This is a genomic window from Alcanivorax limicola, from assembly GCF_019931215.1.
GTDB classification, from domain to species: domain Bacteria; phylum Pseudomonadota; class Gammaproteobacteria; order Pseudomonadales; family Alcanivoracaceae; genus Isoalcanivorax; species Isoalcanivorax limicola.
The window spans coordinates 610360-626683 of sequence record NZ_JAIOUB010000001.1; the positions used below are offsets into that span (position 1 = coordinate 610360).

Here is a 16324-nt window from a genome sequence, read left to right on the forward strand (position 1 = left end):
GCCGGCATGGCCTTCAGTAATCCCGTTTTCGAGCGCCAGTGGCAGACCTTCAAGGCCAATCGTCGCGGCTACTGGTCGCTGTGGATTTTTGCCGCCGTCTTCGTGATCTGCATGGCCGCCGAACTGATTGCCAACGACAAACCCCTGGTCGTCAGCTACCAGGGGGAGTTGTATGCCCCCGTCTTCAAGGCATATCCGGAAACCACCTTTGGTGGCATGTTCGAGACGGAAACCAATTATCGCGATCCGTTCGTGCGCGAGCTGATCGAAGAAGAGGGCTGGATGGTCTGGCCGCTGATTCGCTTCAGCTATGCCACCATCAACTATGATCTGGATGTGCCCTCCCCTGCCCCGCCATCGGGAGAGAACTGGTTGGGCACCGATGATCAGGGCCGGGATGTGCTTGCACGCATCATCTACGGTTTTCGTATTTCTGTGCTGTTCGGGCTGATGCTGGCGTTTGCCAGCAGCATCATCGGCATCGGCGTCGGTGCGGTGCAAGGCTACTACGGTGGCTGGACGGATCTCGCCGGGCAACGCTTTATCGAAATCTGGTCGAGCATGCCCACCCTGTATCTGATCATCATCATTTCAAGCTTCGTAGCGCCGAATTTCTGGTGGCTGTTGCTGATCATGCTGTTGTTCTCGTGGATGGCGCTGGTGGATCTGGTGCGTGCGGAGTTTCTCCGCTGTCGCAACATGGACTATGTCAGAGCGGCAAAGGCCCTGGGTATTTCCACACCCGTGATCATGGCGCGTCACATGCTGCCCAACGCCATGGTGGCTACGCTGACCTTTGTCCCCTTCATCCTCAATGGCGCCATCATTACCCTCACCACACTGGATTTCATCGGCTTTGGCCTGCCGCCAGGGTCACCGTCCCTGGGCGAGCTGCTGGGCCAGGGCAAGGCCAACCTGCACGCGCCATGGCTGGGCATCAGTGCCTTTGTATCCCTGGCGTTCCTGCTGACGCTATTGATCTTCATTGGTGAGGCGGTGCGGGATGCGTTCGATCCGAAAAAGTATCTGGGGGCCACGTCATGAGCCAGGCTGACACGAGCCGCCTCAGCATCGAGAACCTCAGCGTACGCTTCGGCAACGACGGGCCCGCCGTGGTCGACAATGTCTCCCTGAGCATTGCCCCCGGGCGCATGCTGGCCCTGGTGGGTGAATCTGGCTCCGGCAAGTCCGTGACAGCACTCTCGATACTGCGCCTGCTGCCGCCCCAGGCCACGGTGACCGCCGACGCCATGACCCTGGAACAACAGGATATCTGGCACCTGCCTGAAAACCGTCTGCGCGGTTTGCGCGGCGGGCGCATCAGCATGATCTTCCAGGAGCCGCTGAGCGCGCTGAATCCCCTGCACACGGTCGCCAAGCAGATTGGTGAAAGCCTGGCCATTCATCAGGGCCTGTCCGGCAAGGCGGCACAGGAGCGCGTGTTGGCGCTACTGGCCAAGGTCCATCTGCCAGATCCGGAAACCCTGCTGGGCCGTTATCCACATCAGCTCTCCGGCGGGCAACGCCAGCGCGTCATGATCGCCATGGCACTGGCCAATGACCCGAGCGTACTGATTGCCGATGAGCCCACCACCGCGCTGGACGTCACCGTACAGGCGGGCATCCTCGATCTGCTGAAATCCCTGCAGCGAGAGCTCGGCCTCTCGGTGCTGCTGATCACCCATGATCTCGGCATTGTCGGGCGCTATGCCGAAGACGTCGCCGTCATGCATCAGGGCAGGATCGTCGAGAAAGGCCCTGCCGCCCGGGTGCTGGCCGACCCGCAGGCCGACTACACCCGGCATTTGCTGAAGACCGAGCCCGGCGGCGTGCCGCCGGTTACCGATCCTGCCCGCCTGACACATCTGAGTACGCGGGATCTGCGTGTCTGGTTCAGCCAGCGCGGTGGCGGGTTGTTTGCCCCCAAGACCTGGTTCCGCGCCGTGGACGGTGTCGATATCGCACTGCGCAAGGGCGAAACCCTGGGCATCGTGGGCGAGAGCGGCAGCGGCAAATCCACACTGGCGATGGCGCTGCTGAAGCTGACGGAGAGCCGCGGCGAGATCACCCTGGACAACACACGCCTGGACCAGCTTGACGCGAAAGCCATGACGCCCTGGCGTGCGCGCATGCAGGTGGTCTTCCAGGACCCCTGGGGCACCCTGAACCCGCGTATGACCGTCGGACAGATCATCGAAGAAGGCCTGACGGTGCACCAGCGTGGCCTGAGCCGCAGTGACCGGGAAGCCCAGGTGGTGACCATGCTCACTGAGGTGGGCTTGCCGCCAGAGGTGCGACACCGCTACCCGCATGAGTTTTCCGGAGGCCAACGGCAGCGCATTGCCATCGCCCGGGCGCTGATCCTGCGACCGGAAGTGCTGATTCTGGACGAGCCGACCTCGGCTCTGGACCGCAGCGTGCAGCACCAGGTACTTGAACTGCTGCGCGATCTTCAGGCGCGCCACGGCCTCTCTTATGTCTTCATCAGTCATGACCTGAAGCTGGTGCGCGCCATCAGCCACCAGATGGTGGTCATGCGCGCTGGCAAGGCGCTGGAACAGGGCCCCACGGAGCAGATTTTCCGTGACCCGGCTCACGACTACACACGGCAGTTGATTGACGCGGCCTTTGCCACTGACATTCGGGCGATTTCAGCGAACAACTGATACCCCAATGCTTTGTTGCATTTGAACAATGCAAGAAATCGGACTTTCCGCTACATTGCCTGCACCGCAAATAAAGAGGACTGCACATGGGCATTCTGAACGGCAAACGCTATCTGATTGTGGGCATTGCCAGCACCAAATCAATAGCCTGGGGCATCGCCGAGGCCATGCACCGCGAAGGCGCCGATCTGGCTTTCACTTACCAGAATGACAGGCTCAAATCGCGGATCGAAAAAGCGGCGGAAATGTTCGGCAGCTCGACGGACCTGTGCTTTCCTTGCGATGTCGCGGATGACGCGCAGATAGATGCCGTATTTGCCGGGCTCGGCAAGCACTGGGATGGCCTGGATGGCATCGTCCATGCCGTCGGCTTTGCGCCGGCAGAGGAGCTGGATGGCAACTTCATTGACGTTGCCACCCGCGACGGCTTCCGTATTTCCCATGAGATTTCCAGCTACAGCTTCGTGGCACTGGCCAAGGCCGGGCATGCGATGATGAAAGGCCGCAACGGTAGCCTGCTCACGCTCAGCTATCACGCGTCACGGCAAACCGTTCCCAACTACAATGTCATGGGAATGGCCAAGGCCAGCCTTGAAGCCAGCGTGCGTTACCTGGCTGCCAGCCTGGGCAAGGAAGGCATTCGTGTAAACGCCATCTCCGCCGGCCCGATCCGCACACTGGCGGCGTCCGGGATCAAGCGCTTCCGGACCATGCTGGATCAGAACGCGGCCAAGGCGCCCCTGCGTCGCAATGTCACCATTGAGGAAGTGGGCAACGCAGCAGCGTTCCTGTGTTCTGACATGGCCTCCGGTGTCACCGGCGAGATCATGTACGTTGATGGTGGTGCCAATACGGCGGCCAGCGGTGACGGCGAGTAATACGTTCCCGTGCATGTTCTGCAGACTCTGCAGGCCCAGCAAAGCAACGCATAAAAAAACCGGCCTGATGGCCGGTTTTTTTATTGCTGCGGCAGGTATTACTCTTTGCCGTTATTCCTCACCGCTACCAAGGCGCTCCGGATAAAGCCGCACTTTGCCGCTCTCCCGCAACCAGGCAATCGCCTGGCGGAAGCTGCGCTCACCCTCGAACTGGCCAAGTTGTGCCAACGCCTGGGCTTGCTGCGCGTCATCAAGGCCTTCCGGGTCACCATCGCGCACGGCGCGCAATGACAGCGCCACCAGATCACCGGTGCCCAATCTCACGATCTGCAGGGGCGCCACCTCACCTTCCGTCGGGCGCGGCATACGGAAGGCTTTCTCGACCAGCTCCGCGGCGGGTTCAGCAGCACCACGCTCGATGTCAGTCGCCACCGACACAGGGCGGTCCCACAGCGATGCCAGCGCGGTGATATCAGCCCCTTCCGAGACGGCTTGCTCGCCCTGAATCAGCATCTCGTCGATACGATCAAAGGCCTGACGCATCTGCAAGCGCCGCACGATACGATCACGCACTTCTGCAAACGGAATCGGTTCAGCAGGCTGGCTGTCAGCAACGCGAATGACGACAAAACGCCCTTCATCGAGCTCGACCAGACGACTGTTCTGGCCGCGCTCACGCACGGCCGGATTATTCAGCTCCGCACGGACGCCCTGATGGGTGGCAATGCCCTCCGGGCTGGACAAGGGGAAATAACCACTGGTTCGCACTGTCGTCGACAGTGTTTCTGCCGGGACCTGAAGATCCGGATGCTCAAAGGCCAACTGCTCCAGAATCGCCACATCCTCACCCAGGAGCACATCCGCCTGGGCCTGCTTCATATCCCGGGCGATGTTGTCACGCATTTCGTCGAAGCCCGGCAGTTCACGGCGCTGAACCCGGACCGCCTTGAGCAGGTGCACCGCGCCGTCATTGGCCACCGGCGCTGACACCGCCCCTTCTTCCAGCGCAAACAACGCCTCTTCCAGTGCCTCGGGCAAATCACCCCGTGCAACAGTGCCCAGATCACCACCGTTGCCCGCTGTGGCGGCATCGTCGGAGTGTTCTGCCGCAGCAGCACTGAAATCGCCACCGCCTGCCAAGGTCTCCCGCACCGCCTCAGCGCGGGCTTCCGCGTCATCGCCGGTGAACAGGATATGCGACACACGCCGACGCTCTGCGCTGGCTGCCGCGGACTCAATCATCTGGCGCCGGGCCTGATACTCCGTCCGAATCTCTTCTTCGCTCAAACTCACCCGATCGAGATAAGCATCACGGTCAAGCAGCACATACTCGAGCTGGAACTGTTGCGGCCGTATGAACTCGTCGGTATTGCGCTCATAGAAGGCCTCAGCCTCCTCGGCACTCACTTCAAATTCGCTACGCAGCGTGTTCGTATCAACCCGGATATAGCTGATATCACGACGCTGCTCACCCAGGCGGCGCAGGTCCGCAAGTTCATAAGGCAGGGCGAACTCGGTTTCCTCATACCCGGCGCGCAGCTGATTCAGCAGCATCTGGTCGCCCAGGCCCTGAATGTAGCCACGGGGGCTCTGACCCATACTGCGCACAACGCGCTCGAACACCTGCTGGGAGAAACGCCCGGTCTCCGGGTCCTGGAAGTCCGGGGTGCGCGTAATCGCGCGCGCCGCCTGCTCTTCCGATACGCGCATGCCCGAATCCCGAGCGGTGTGCAGCATCAGCAACTCACTGATCATGCCCTCGAGGATCATGCCCGCATTGATGAAATTGTTCAGCACATCCGGATCGATATCCGGCGACTGCTGACTGACGTTACGACGCACCTGTTGAACACGGCTATCGACCGCATTCCGGGTCACTGAAACGCCTTCCACTTTGGCAACAACGCTGTCGCCGCCCCCACCCGTGAAATAGCCATAAAACGCGGATACCACGAAGGGCAAGATGATGACCGCCAACAGGACTTTACCTGCCGGTCCGCGCAAGAATCGCCTGAAGCCCTGCATTGTTTTCTCCGTATTATTCAATATGCCTCAAACAAAAAAGCGCATCCCTGTCAGGACACGCTTCTCTGTTGGCGGAGCGGACGGGACTCGAACCCGCGACCCCCGGCGTGACAGGCCGGTATTCTAACCAACTGAACTACCGCTCCTGTACACGACTCAGTTGACCGCGTCCTTCAGTGCTTTACCGGCTTTGAAGCCCGGTACGTTTGCTGCTGCGATCTTGATGGTCTGCCCGGTCTGCGGGTTACGGCCTTCGCGCTCTGCACGCTGCTTCACGGTGAAGGTACCGAAGCCTACCAGTGATACGCTGTCGCCGCCCTTGAGTGCGTTGGTAACCGCCTCAACAGTTGCGTCCAGTGCACGACCGGCATCGGCCTTGGAAATATCTGCTGCAGCTGCGATAGCATCAATCAGTTCTGATTTGTTCACGAAAATCCCCTTTTTTGATTTCCCGTTGTTCACTGGAGCGCTCGCCACGTCCCTGGTGAGGAAGCCGACTTTATACCAACGGGCCGGAAACCCGTCAAGGAAGCGACCTCCAGAGAGCCCGAGCATTTACATTTGCTGATCAAACCAGCAAAACATTAACCACCGACAAATACACAGATGCAACTGTCAATGGGTGCTGACGCGATCAGCGTCACCTTTTTTCCCGTCCTCGGCAGTGGCGATTTCTTCCTCGACCTCTGCTTCGCTCAGTGGCGTCGGCATGTGCTGCAACGCCACTTCCAGAACCTGATCAATCCATTTTACCGGGCGGATATCAAGTGCTGTCTTGATATTTTCCGGTATTTCCTTCAAATCCCGCTCATTTTCCTGCGGAATCAACACAGTCTTGATGCCACCCCGGTGCGCCGCAAGCAGTTTCTCCTTGAGGCCACCAATTGGCAATACCTGACCACGCAATGTGATCTCGCCAGTCATCGCCACATCGGCGCGTACCGGAATACCGGTGAGCACGGATACCACCGAGGTGCACATGGCAACACCCGCGCTGGGACCGTCCTTCGGCGTGGCACCCTCCGGCACATGGATGTGGAAATCATTCCGCTCCAGCTGCCTGCGGCGAATACCCAGCGTACGTGCCCGGCTCTTGACCACCGTGTACGCAGCGCGGATCGATTCCTGCATGACGTCACCCAGGGAACCGGTCATGGTCACCAGCCCCTTGCCGGGTGTTGAGACGCCTTCAATCGTCAAGAGTTCACCACCGACCGATGTCCATGCCAAACCCGTCACCTGACCGATCTGATCCTGCTCTTCTGCACGACCGAAACTGTACTTGCGCACACCGAGATAATTCTCGATATCTTCGCCGACAATCTTGACCGATTCACTACTGTCGCTGAGCAGGTGCTCTTTCACCACCTTGCGGCAGACCTTGCTGATCTCGCGTTCCAGACCACGTACGCCGGCTTCGCGGGTGTAGTGCCGGATGATATGCTGCAACGAGTCGTCATCAAAGGACAATTCGTCTTTTTTCAGGCCGTTGGCTTCTGCCTGCTTCGGCACGAGATACTGACGCGCGATATTGACTTTTTCATCTTCGGTATAGCCGGGAATACGGATCACTTCCATACGATCCAGCAGCGGCGCCGGAATGTTCATGGAATTCGAGGTACAAATAAAGAGCGTCTCGGAGAGATCGTAGTCCAGCTCGAGATAGTGATCATTGAACGAGTTGTTCTGTTCGGGATCCAGCACTTCCAGCAGCGCGGAAGACGGGTCACCGCGCATATCCATGCCCATCTTGTCCACTTCATCCAGCAGGAACAAGGGGTTACGCACGCCGACTTTGGCCAGCTTTTGTATGACCTTGCCCGGCAGCGAACCGATATAGGTGCGCCGGTGGCCGCGAATCTCGGCTTCATCACGCACGCCGCCCAGCGCCATGCGCACGAACTTGCGGTTGGTGGCCTTGGCGATGGACTGCCCCAGAGAGGTCTTGCCCACCCCTGGCGGACCTACCAGGCACAGCACCGGGCCTTTCACCTTGCCAACCCGGGTCTGCACGGCCAGGAACTCAAGAATGCGATCCTTGACCTCCTCGAGACCGTAGTGATCCTGATCCAGAATTTCCTGGGCGGCCTTCAGGTCATGCCGCACCTTACTGCGTTTCTTCCAGGGGATGCTCACCATCCATTCAAGATAGCTGCGCACCACGGTGGCTTCCGCTGACATCGGCGACATCATCTTCAGCTTCGTCAGCTCACCCTGTGCCTTGTCGCGGGCATCTTTCGGCATACCCGAGGCGCCGATTTTCTTCTCCAGCTCCTCGATCTCGTTGCCGACGTCGTCCATATCGCCGAGTTCTTTCTGAATGGCCTTCATCTGCTCATTCAGATAGTACTCGCGCTGGCTCTTTTCCATCTGTTTCTTGACGCGGCCACGGATGCGTTTTTCGACATTGAAGATGTCGATCTCCGATTCCATCAGCGCAATAAGATGCTCGACCCGCTCACGCGTATCGGCCATCTCCAGCACTTCCTGCTTTTCCTCAAGCTTGAGCTGCAAGTGGGCTGCGATGGTATCGGTCAGCCGGTCCAGCTCATCGATTGATGACACCGAACTGACGATTTCCGGCGCCACTTTCTTCGACAGCTTGACGTACTGTTCAAACTGTTCGAGCAATGTCTTGTTCAGGGCATCTGCTTCGTTGTCTGGCGGCAGGCGCTCACCGAGTTCACGGGCATCCGCTACAGCGCACTCGTCGTTGAAATCGACCTTGACCACATGAGCGCGCCCACTGCCTTCCACCAGCACTTTGACCGTCCCATCGGGCAGACGCAGCATTTGCAGAATCGTGGACACCGTACCCACGCGATACAGTGCATCAGCACCCGGATCGTCGTCGGTGGCGTTGCGCTGGGCGACGAGCAGCACCTGCTTGTCGCCGGCCATGGCCACTTCCAGCGCGCGAATGGATTTGGCTCGCCCGACAAACAGCGGGATTACCATATGCGGGTAGACCACTACATCACGCAGTGGCAGCAGGGGGATATCTTTCAGCACGTCAGGCCTCGTTTGCCAGGCCCCGGATTACTCCGGAGCCACTTTGGAGGATTGCTCGCTGCGCTCGTAGATCAGCAGCGGCTCAGATTCACCCTTGATGGTGGCCGCGTCGATGACCACCTTCGCAACACCTTCCTGGGACGGCACCTGATACATGGTATCCAGCAGCACGTTCTCAAGAATCGAGCGAAGGCCCCGGGCGCCGGTCTTGCGTTCCATGGCCTTGTGGGCCACAGCGCGCAGTGCGTCCTCGCGGAAGTCCAGCTCCACCCCTTCCATATCGAACAGGCGGCCGTATTGCTTGGTCAGCGCGTTGCGCGGCTCGGTGAGGATCTGGATCAGGGCTTCTTCGGACAGCTCTTCCAGTGTCGCGATGACCGGCAGACGCCCGATGAACTCCGGGATCAGACCAAACTTGATCAGGTCTTCCGGCTCCACGTCCAGCAGGGTCTGGCCGACATTGACGGTCTTGTCCTTGCTTTTCACCTCAGCGGAGAAACCGATGCCGCCCTTCTCGGAGCGCTCGCGAATGATCTTCTCGAGGCCTGCAAAGGCACCGCCACAGACAAACAGGATGTTGGACGTATCCACCTGCAGGAATTCCTGCTGGGGATGCTTTCGCCCACCCTGAGGTGGCACAGACGCCACCGTGCCTTCGATCAGTTTCAACAGCGCTTGCTGCACGCCCTCCCCTGACACATCACGGGTAATGGACGGGTTGTCAGACTTGCGCGAGATCTTGTCGATCTCGTCGATGTAGACGATACCCATCTGGGCGCGCTCCACATCGTAGTCACACTTCTGCAGCAGTTTCTGAATGATGTTTTCCACGTCCTCGCCCACGTACCCCGCCTCGGTGAGGGTGGTCGCATCGGCGATGGTGAACGGCACGTTGAGCAGTCGCGCAAGTGTTTCTGCCAGCAGCGTCTTGCCGCTGCCGGTCGGGCCGATGAGCAGGATATTGCTCTTGCCCAGTTCGATCTCTTCGCCTTTCTTGCCGCCGGTCTTGCTCGGCACGGCGTTGTCGGGGCCACCGCGCAGACGCTTGTAGTGGTTGTACACCGCCACCGAAAGCACCTTCTTCGCACGCTCCTGGCCGATAACGAAATCGTCCAGTGTCCCTTTTATTTCATGAGGCTTGGGCAGGCGCCGCGACTCGTCCTCCGCGGCATCCTCGCTGACTTCTTCACGAATGATATCGTTGCAGAGGTCCACGCATTCGTCACAGATAAATACCGAAGGGCCGGCAATCAGTTTGCGCACCTCGTGCTGGCTTTTGCCGCAAAACGAGCAGTACAGCAACTTGCCGTCTTCGCTCTTTCCGCCGGTGTGATCGGTCATCAGGGTCGCCTCTCGCTGTGTTGACTCACGGCAACCGCCGCTTTCAACCTCTCTTTGTCCTCAAGATGCAGGCAACGCAGGGCTTTTTCAAGCCTGCCGCTGCCTGTGCCGCACAGAGAGCGGCCTGCAGCGCGGGCCACTCTTTCAGGGGCGTTATACTGACCGGCTACTAAGTACCTGATCTATAAGACCATACTTGAGGGCATCTGCCGGATCCATGAAGTTATCCCGGTCCGTATCGCGCTCGAGTATTTCTATCGACTGGCCGGTGTGGTGCGCCAGCAGATCATTCAGGCGGGCCTTGATCTTCAGGATCTCCCGGGCGTGGATCTCGATGTCCGACGCCTGCCCCTGGAAGCCGCCCAACGGCTGGTGAATCATGATGCGTGAGTTCGGCAACGCAAAACGCTTGCCCTTCTCACCGGCCGTGAGCAGGAAAGAGCCCATGCTGGCAGCCTGGCCGATACACATGGTGGACACTGCCGGCTTGATGAACTGCATGGTGTCGTAAATGGCCATGCCGGCCGTCACGGAACCGCCCGGGCTATTGATATACAGATGTATATCCTTGTCCGGGTTCTCGGATTCCAGGAAGAGCATCTGCGCCACGATCAGATTGGCCATCTGATCTTCGACCTGGCCCACCAGAAAGATCACCCGCTCCTTGAGAAGCCGGGAATAGATGTCGAAGGAGCGTTCACCCCGAGCGGTCTGCTCGATCACCATCGGCACCAGACCCAGCGCAGAGGGATCCTGACCACCATGGGATGCTGCTTGAGAGGTAAGCTGTGACATGCTGCCGCTGATATCTATCATTCACTGGTCCTGTTTAGTGCGGGTATTGTTACCGGGTATTCACAGCATCTTATGACGCACCCGGAACAACGTCTATAAAGCGGGCGTGAATCTCCCTGCGGTTGCGCAAATCTTGCACAAAGCGGCGATAAAAAACGCAAAACGGGGCCCGAAGGCCCCGTTTTCTGTGCGGGTATAGCGCAGATCAGCCCTGCTGACGCGCCACCGCTTCCTCATAAGGCAGTACTTTTTCGGTCACTTTGGCCTGCCCGAGCACCAGTTCGACGACCTGCTCTTCCAGCACGGCGCCCTCGATCTGCTGCAGCTGCTGCGGATTGCTGTAGACCCAGTTCACCACCTCTTCCGGCGACTCGTACTGGGATGCAATTTCCTCAACCTGGGCGCGTACCTTGTCGGCATCCGCCTTCACTTCATGCTGCTCCAGGATCTGACGCACGATCAGGCCCAGGCGTACGCTGCGCTCCGCCTGCTCCTTGAACAGCTCTTCCGGCAACATGCTGGCATCAAACTGCTGGCCGCCACCGAACTGCTGCATCATCTGCTGACGCATCCGCTGGATTTCACCGGTGACCAGGGCTGCGGGTACGTCGAAGCTGTGCGCTTCCACCAGACCGCCCATGATCTGTTCCTTGACCTTGCCCTTCACGGCGTTGCGCAGTTCGCGCTCCATGTTGCCGCGCACTTCCTTGCGGAAGGCGTCCATGCCGCCGTCCTTGACGCCGAACAATGCCATGAACTCGTCATCCACCTCGGGCAGCTTCTGTGCTTCGACCTTGTTGACGGTGATGGCGAACTTGACCGCCTGACCTTTCAGGTCTTCGGCCTGATAATCTTCCGGGAAAGTCACATCAATGGATTTCTCGTCACCGGCTTTCATGCCGACGATGCCGTCTTCGAAGCCCGGGATCATCTGGCCGGAGCCCAGGACCAGCGCCTGGCCGTCGGCGGTGCCGCCCTCGAACGCTTCACCATCGCGGGTGCCGACATAGTTGATGTTGACCCGATCGCCCTGCTCTGCCGCGCGCTCTACCACTTCATGGGTGGCACGCTGGCTGCGCAGTTGCTCGATCATCTTGTCCACATCAGCGTCGCTGATTTCTGCAGCCGGTTTCTCCACTTCAATAGTGTCGAACGCGGCCAGCGCCACCTCCGGGTACACTTCGAAGGTCGCCACGAACTCCAGATCCTTGCCCGGCTCGTTCACGGTGGCTTCGAACTGCGGCATGCCGGCAGGCTCGATCTTTTCCTTGCTCACGGCGTCGATGAAGGACTCACGCATCACTTCGCTGAGCACCTCGTCGCGTACGGCCTTGCCGAAGCGACGCTTCACTTCACCCATGGGCACCTTGCCGGGTCGGAAGCCGTCCACACGCAGGTTCTTCTGAGCATCCGCCAGGCGAGTCTGTACCGCGCTGTCCAGCTTGTCGGCCGGCACACCTACGGTTACGCGCCGCTCAAGACCTGAAGTTGTTTCTACGGAAACCTGCATAACTTCCTCTTTTATAAAGACGTAATCTGATTTGGAATTCCTGCCTGAACGTCTGTCTCAGCAGGCAGCATCCGAGAAGGGCCGGGATTATAGCTGATGCTGCCCCGCCCACGCCACCAGCACCGCCGCCGGGTACAACTCCCCAAACCACAACGCCAGACCACAACGAAAAACGGCGCCCGCTAAGGGGCGCCGCATTTCTGGCAGATGGGGTGGCTGATGGGACTTGAACCCACGACCACCGGAGTCACAATCCGGGGCTCTACCAACTGAGCTACAGCCACCATTTAAACGGGTTGAACCTTTCTCTGGATCCGCTCCCTGCTGCGTGGCACCCATTGGAAAATGGTACGCCTGGCAGGGCTCGAACCTGCAACCTACGGCTTAGAAGGCCGTTGCTCTATCCAATTGAGCTACAGGCGCATGATTCTGTGTCATGACCAGCTCGATGGACTTGCCAGCAATGCTGATTCGCACTGCGGGTTGACCAAACGAATTGGTCGGGGAGGAGGGATTTGAACCCCCGACATCCTGCTCCCAAAGCAGGCGCGCTACCAGGCTGCGCTACACCCCGAAACATGCAACTCGAGCGAGGCGGCATAATACGCGGGCCCCAGTGGAGCGTCAACGCACAAGTCTCTGTTTCTGATGCATTGGCGCTCGAGTGCTCAGTTAGTGTACAGCACACGCGACGAAACCTCCCGATCAAACCGCCACACGACGCGCCGCATACGGGCTGCACCCGCCGGTGATCCGTGCGAGAATGCGCCGCTCAGCAGAGACACCCTTTATACAACCGCTTCCAGGAGATATGACGCCGATGAGTGCGCTGGTTCTTGATGGCAAGGCCCTGGCCCAGAAGTTTGAGGCCGAAATGCGCGAGCGCGTCACCGCGCTGCGCGAGAGCGCGGATGGCCGCACCCCTATTCTGGCCACCCTGCTGGTCGGCGCCGACCCGGCCTCGGCCACCTATGTGCGCATGAAAGGCAACGCCTGCGAGCGCGTGGGCATGAAATCCCTGGCGATCGAACTGCCCGAGGACACCAGCACCGAAACGCTGCTGGCCCGCATCGCTGAATTGAATGCCGATCCCGATGTACACGGCATCCTGCTGCAACACCCGGTGCCGCCGCAGATCGACGAACGCGCCTGCTTTGATGCCATTGCACTGGAGAAGGATGTGGACGGCGTTACCTGCCTCGGCTTTGGCCGCATGAGCATGGGCGAAGCGGCCTACGGCTGCGCCACACCGAAGGGCATCATGCGCCTGCTGGAACACTACGACGTCCAGCTGGAAGGCAAGCACGCGGTGGTGGTCGGGCGCAGCGCCATTCTCGGCAAACCCATGGCCATGATGCTGCTGGGCGCCAATGCCACAGTGACCATCTGCCACTCACGCACGCAGGATCTGGCGAGCCATATCCGTCAGGCCGATGTGCTGATCGGCGCCGTCGGCAAGCCGGAGTTCATCAAGGCGGCGTGGATCAAGGATGGTGCGGTAGTGGTGGATGCCGGTTATCACCCCGGTGGCGTAGGCGATATCGAGCTGGACCCGCTGACAGAACGGGTCAGCGCCTGGACACCGGTGCCGGGCGGCGTGGGGCCGATGACCATCAATACGTTGATTTTTCAGACGTTGGAGGCTGGGGAGAAGGCGTTTGCCTAGGGTGTTTCAGGCACACAGTGCAAACATCCGGTGCGCTTCGCTGCGCTCAGCACACCCTACGACGCTCCAGTAGGGTGTGCTGAGCGCAGCGAAGCGCACCGAGGTCTAGAACGACTCCCGCAACCCCACCGTCAGATTGAATACCGGCCGCTCCGGCTGACTATCCCGGTCAACACAGAAATACCCCTCCCGCTCGAACTGGAAGCGGCTCTCCGCCGGCGCAACAGCCAGCGACGGTTCGGCAACGGCACCCTCGAGCACTTGCAGGGATGAGGGGTTCATGCAGCTCAGGAAGCCCGCCTCCTCCCGATCCGGGTTGGCCGCCGTAAACAGACGGTCATACAGGCGCACCTCACAAGGCACACCCTGCGCCGCCGAGACCCAATGGATCACACCGCGCAGCTTGCCCTGCCCTTCGTCGTTCTCGGGGTTCTTGCCCAAGGTGTCCGGATCATAGGTACAGCGCACCTCGACAATCTCACCCTGGTCGTCCCTGATCACGTCCGTCGCACGCACCACATAGCCGTAGCGCAACCGCACCCGGTCGCCCAGCACCAGGCGCTTGAACTTCTTGTTCGCCTCTTCCTGGAAATCCTCACGATCAATAAAGACCTCCCCGGACATCGGGATCTCTCGCGTCCCCATGGCCTCGTTCTGCGGGTGCATCGGGGCTTCCAGTTCGGCAACCTCCCCCGCAGGCCAGTTCTCGATCACCAGCTTCAGCGGCCGCAGCACACACATGGCGCGCGGGGCATGCTGGTTCAGGTCATCACGGATGGCCGACTCCAGCATACCCATATCCACCACCGAATCCGCCCGCGCCACACCGACCATGTCGCAGAAGCGGCGGATCGCCGCCGGCGTATAGCCGCGACGGCGCAGACCGCTGATGGTGGGCATGCGGGGATCATCCCAGCCCTGTACGTGCCCCTCGTCCACCAGCAGCTTGAGCTTGCGCTTGCTGGTCACGGTGTAGTTGAGGTTCAGCCGGGCAAACTCATACTGCCGGGGGCGTGACGGGAACGACTGCAGGCCCTCGAGCTTGTCCAGCACCCAGTCATACAGCGGGCGATGCGCCTCGAATTCCAGCGTGCACAGGCTGTGGGTGATGCCCTCGATGGCGTCAGAGATCGGATGTGTAAAGTCGTACATGGGGTAAATGCACCAGGTGTCACCGGTCTGGTGATGGCGCACTTTACGGATACGGTACAGCACCGGATCACGCATGTTCATGTTCGGCGCGCGCATATCGATCTTCGCCCGCAATACCGCCGTGCCCTCGTCCAACTCGCCCTGGCGCATGGCCTCGAACAGCGCCAGATTCTCCTCGGCACTGCGCTCGCGGAACGGGCTGTCCGTGCCGGGGTGGGTAAAATCGCCCCGGTTGGCGGCAATCTGCTCTGGCGTCTGGCTGTCCACATAGGCCTGCCCGGCACGGATCAGGCTCACTGCACAGGCATGAATGACATCGAAATAATCCGAGGCATAGCGCACCTCACCGGCCCACTGGCAGCCCAGCCAGCTGACATCGGCCTTGATGGAAGCGACGTACTCCTCAGACTCTTTGGCCGGGTTGGTATCGTCGAATCGCAGCGTGCAGGCGCCGCGATACTGCTCCGCCAGGCCAAAGTTCAGAAAAATGGATTTCGCGTGGCCAATGTGCAGATAGCCATTGGGCTCCGGCGGAAACCGGGTGACAATATGCTCACCTTTGCCGCCGTGCTTGCCTTCAGCCAGGTCCTTGTCGATGATCTGACGGATAAAATGAGTCGGAGTATCGGTATGCTCAGTCATGCTGTCTGCAGCTTCCTGTGGCAGGATGCATCATTCTGAAACCGGAGCTGAAAAGGTTCCGGTCACCGGGGGCGCTAGTGTACAGTGCGCCCCCTGTCAGTCAAAGCTTGGAGGACCTCCAGATGAAAGCGGCGCTCACCACCACTTACGGTAAAATTGTCATCCGCCTCGACGCCGACAAGGCACCGGAAACCGTGGCCAACTTCGTGCAGTACGTCAAAGATGGCTTTTACAATGGCACCATCTTCCACCGGGTCATCAGCAACTTCATGATCCAGGGTGGCGGTTTCACCGAAAAGATGGAACAGAAGCCGACCCGGGCGCCGGTCAAGAACGAGGCCGACAACGGTCTGTCCAACAACACCGGCACCGTGGCCATGGCCCGCACCGCTGATCCGCACTCTGCCACCGCTCAGTTTTTCATCAATGTCGGTGACAACCACTTTCTCGACAAGGCGCGCAGCCAGGATGGCTGGGGCTATGCCGTGTTCGGCGAAGTCGTCGAAGGCGACGAAGTGGTCGAGCGCATCCGCAATGTCGCCACCGGTTCACGCGGCGGCCATCAGGATGTCCCCAGCGAAACCGTGCTGATCGAAAGCGCAGAGATCGTTGAAGACTGAGATTGAAGACTGACCCT

The 16324-nt window shown here is 59.9% G+C and carries 12 protein-coding genes and 4 tRNA genes; 5 read left to right on the forward strand and 11 right to left on the reverse strand.

What is annotated here, in order from left to right:
- Nucleotides 1-6 precede the first annotated feature (6 nt).
- From K8B33_RS02675 to K8B33_RS02685, 3 genes are all read left to right on the forward strand, one after another.
- Nucleotides 7-1044: an ABC transporter permease gene (locus tag K8B33_RS02675; protein WP_223423003.1), complete on the forward strand. Its 1038-nt coding sequence runs from the start codon at nt 7-9 to the stop codon at nt 1042-1044.
- The gene (locus tag K8B33_RS02680; protein ID WP_223423005.1) at nt 1041-2666 is read left to right on the forward strand and encodes an ABC transporter ATP-binding protein; all 1626 of its coding nucleotides are present in this window, start codon (nt 1041-1043) and stop codon (nt 2664-2666) included. The genes K8B33_RS02675 and K8B33_RS02680 overlap by 4 nt, the downstream gene beginning before the upstream one ends.
- An 86-nt stretch (nt 2667-2752) precedes the next feature.
- Nucleotides 2753-3544 carry an enoyl-ACP reductase FabI gene (locus K8B33_RS02685; protein ID WP_223423007.1) on the forward strand — a complete coding sequence of 264 codons (792 nt, stop codon included), beginning with the start codon at nt 2753-2755 and terminating at the stop codon, nt 3542-3544.
- Nucleotides 3545-3655: 111 nt separating this feature from the next.
- On the opposite strand, the gene K8B33_RS02690 is transcribed toward K8B33_RS02685, so the two are convergent.
- The 10 genes from K8B33_RS02690 to K8B33_RS02735 all read right to left on the reverse strand — a co-directional run bounded on the left by K8B33_RS02690 (nt 3656) and on the right by K8B33_RS02735 (nt 12801).
- Nucleotides 3656-5569 (reverse strand): SurA N-terminal domain-containing protein, encoded by a 1914-nt coding sequence (locus K8B33_RS02690; RefSeq protein ID WP_223423009.1) that lies wholly within the window; start codon nt 5567-5569, stop codon nt 3656-3658.
- Nucleotides 5570-5638: 69 nt separating this feature from the next.
- A tRNA-Asp gene (locus tag K8B33_RS02695) sits at nt 5639-5715 on the reverse strand.
- 10 nt (nt 5716-5725) lie between these two features.
- Nucleotides 5726-5998 (reverse strand): HU family DNA-binding protein, encoded by a 273-nt coding sequence (locus K8B33_RS02700; protein WP_223424484.1) that lies wholly within the window; start codon nt 5996-5998, stop codon nt 5726-5728.
- 186 nt (nt 5999-6184) lie between these two features.
- Complete coding sequence (lon, locus tag K8B33_RS02705; RefSeq protein WP_396020962.1) at nt 6185-8527, reverse strand: endopeptidase La; 2343 nt, start codon at nt 8525-8527, stop codon at nt 6185-6187.
- Between the two features lie 81 nt (nt 8528-8608).
- Nucleotides 8609-9922, reverse strand: a complete 1314-nt coding sequence (clpX, locus tag K8B33_RS02710) for an ATP-dependent Clp protease ATP-binding subunit ClpX (RefSeq protein ID WP_223423013.1) — start codon at nt 9920-9922, stop codon at nt 8609-8611.
- Nucleotides 9923-10075: 153 nt separating this feature from the next.
- Nucleotides 10076-10717 (reverse strand): ATP-dependent Clp endopeptidase proteolytic subunit ClpP, encoded by a 642-nt coding sequence (gene clpP, locus K8B33_RS02715; protein WP_396020963.1) that lies wholly within the window; start codon nt 10715-10717, stop codon nt 10076-10078.
- Between the two features lie 205 nt (nt 10718-10922).
- Complete coding sequence (gene tig, locus K8B33_RS02720; RefSeq protein ID WP_223423015.1) at nt 10923-12227, reverse strand: trigger factor; 1305 nt, start codon at nt 12225-12227, stop codon at nt 10923-10925.
- A 208-nt stretch (nt 12228-12435) separates the two neighbouring features.
- Nucleotides 12436-12511 (reverse strand) — tRNA-His (locus K8B33_RS02725).
- Between the two features lie 62 nt (nt 12512-12573).
- Nucleotides 12574-12650, reverse strand: a tRNA-Arg gene (locus K8B33_RS02730).
- Between the two features lie 74 nt (nt 12651-12724).
- Nucleotides 12725-12801 (reverse strand) — tRNA-Pro (locus tag K8B33_RS02735).
- A 246-nt stretch (nt 12802-13047) separates the two neighbouring features.
- Here K8B33_RS02735 and folD point away from each other — a divergent pair.
- A complete protein-coding gene (folD, locus tag K8B33_RS02740; protein ID WP_223423018.1) occupies nt 13048-13893 on the forward strand; it encodes a bifunctional methylenetetrahydrofolate dehydrogenase/methenyltetrahydrofolate cyclohydrolase FolD in 846 nt (281 codons plus the stop codon).
- A 105-nt stretch (nt 13894-13998) separates the two neighbouring features.
- Here the strand turns inward: folD and K8B33_RS02745 are convergent, their stop codons facing one another.
- A complete protein-coding gene (locus tag K8B33_RS02745; protein ID WP_223423020.1) occupies nt 13999-15687 on the reverse strand; it encodes a glutamine--tRNA ligase/YqeY domain fusion protein in 1689 nt (562 codons plus the stop codon).
- A 122-nt stretch (nt 15688-15809) separates the two neighbouring features.
- Here K8B33_RS02745 and K8B33_RS02750 point away from each other — a divergent pair, with 122 nt between their 5' ends.
- A complete protein-coding gene (locus K8B33_RS02750; RefSeq protein WP_223423023.1) occupies nt 15810-16307 on the forward strand; it encodes a peptidylprolyl isomerase in 498 nt (165 codons plus the stop codon).
- The last annotated feature ends 17 nt before the right edge of the window (nt 16308-16324 follow it).

What these genes read in the sequence shown, in the direction of transcription:
- K8B33_RS02675 (WP_223423003.1), top strand. Translation starts at nt 7, where the DNA reads ATGGCCTTCAGTAATCCCGTTTTCGAGCGCCAGTGGCAGACCTTCAAG.
- K8B33_RS02680 (WP_223423005.1), top strand. Translation starts at nt 1,041, where the DNA reads ATGAGCCAGGCTGACACGAGCCGCCTCAGCATCGAGAACCTCAGCGTA.
- K8B33_RS02685 (WP_223423007.1), top strand. Translation starts at nt 2,753, where the DNA reads ATGGGCATTCTGAACGGCAAACGCTATCTGATTGTGGGCATTGCCAGC.
- K8B33_RS02690 (WP_223423009.1), bottom strand. Translation starts at nt 5,569, where the DNA reads ATGCAGGGCTTCAGGCGATTCTTGCGCGGACCGGCAGGTAAAGTCCTG.
- lon (WP_396020962.1), bottom strand. Translation starts at nt 8,527, where the DNA reads ATGGTAATCCCGCTGTTTGTCGGGCGAGCCAAATCCATTCGCGCGCTG.
- clpX (WP_223423013.1), bottom strand. Translation starts at nt 9,922, where the DNA reads ATGACCGATCACACCGGCGGAAAGAGCGAAGACGGCAAGTTGCTGTAC.
- clpP (WP_396020963.1), bottom strand. Translation starts at nt 10,717, where the DNA reads ATGTCACAGCTTACCTCTCAAGCAGCATCCCATGGTGGTCAGGATCCC.
- tig (WP_223423015.1), bottom strand. Translation starts at nt 12,227, where the DNA reads ATGCAGGTTTCCGTAGAAACAACTTCAGGTCTTGAGCGGCGCGTAACC.
- folD (WP_223423018.1), top strand. Translation starts at nt 13,048, where the DNA reads ATGAGTGCGCTGGTTCTTGATGGCAAGGCCCTGGCCCAGAAGTTTGAG.
- K8B33_RS02745 (WP_223423020.1), bottom strand. Translation starts at nt 15,687, where the DNA reads ATGACTGAGCATACCGATACTCCGACTCATTTTATCCGTCAGATCATC.
- K8B33_RS02750 (WP_223423023.1), top strand. Translation starts at nt 15,810, where the DNA reads ATGAAAGCGGCGCTCACCACCACTTACGGTAAAATTGTCATCCGCCTC.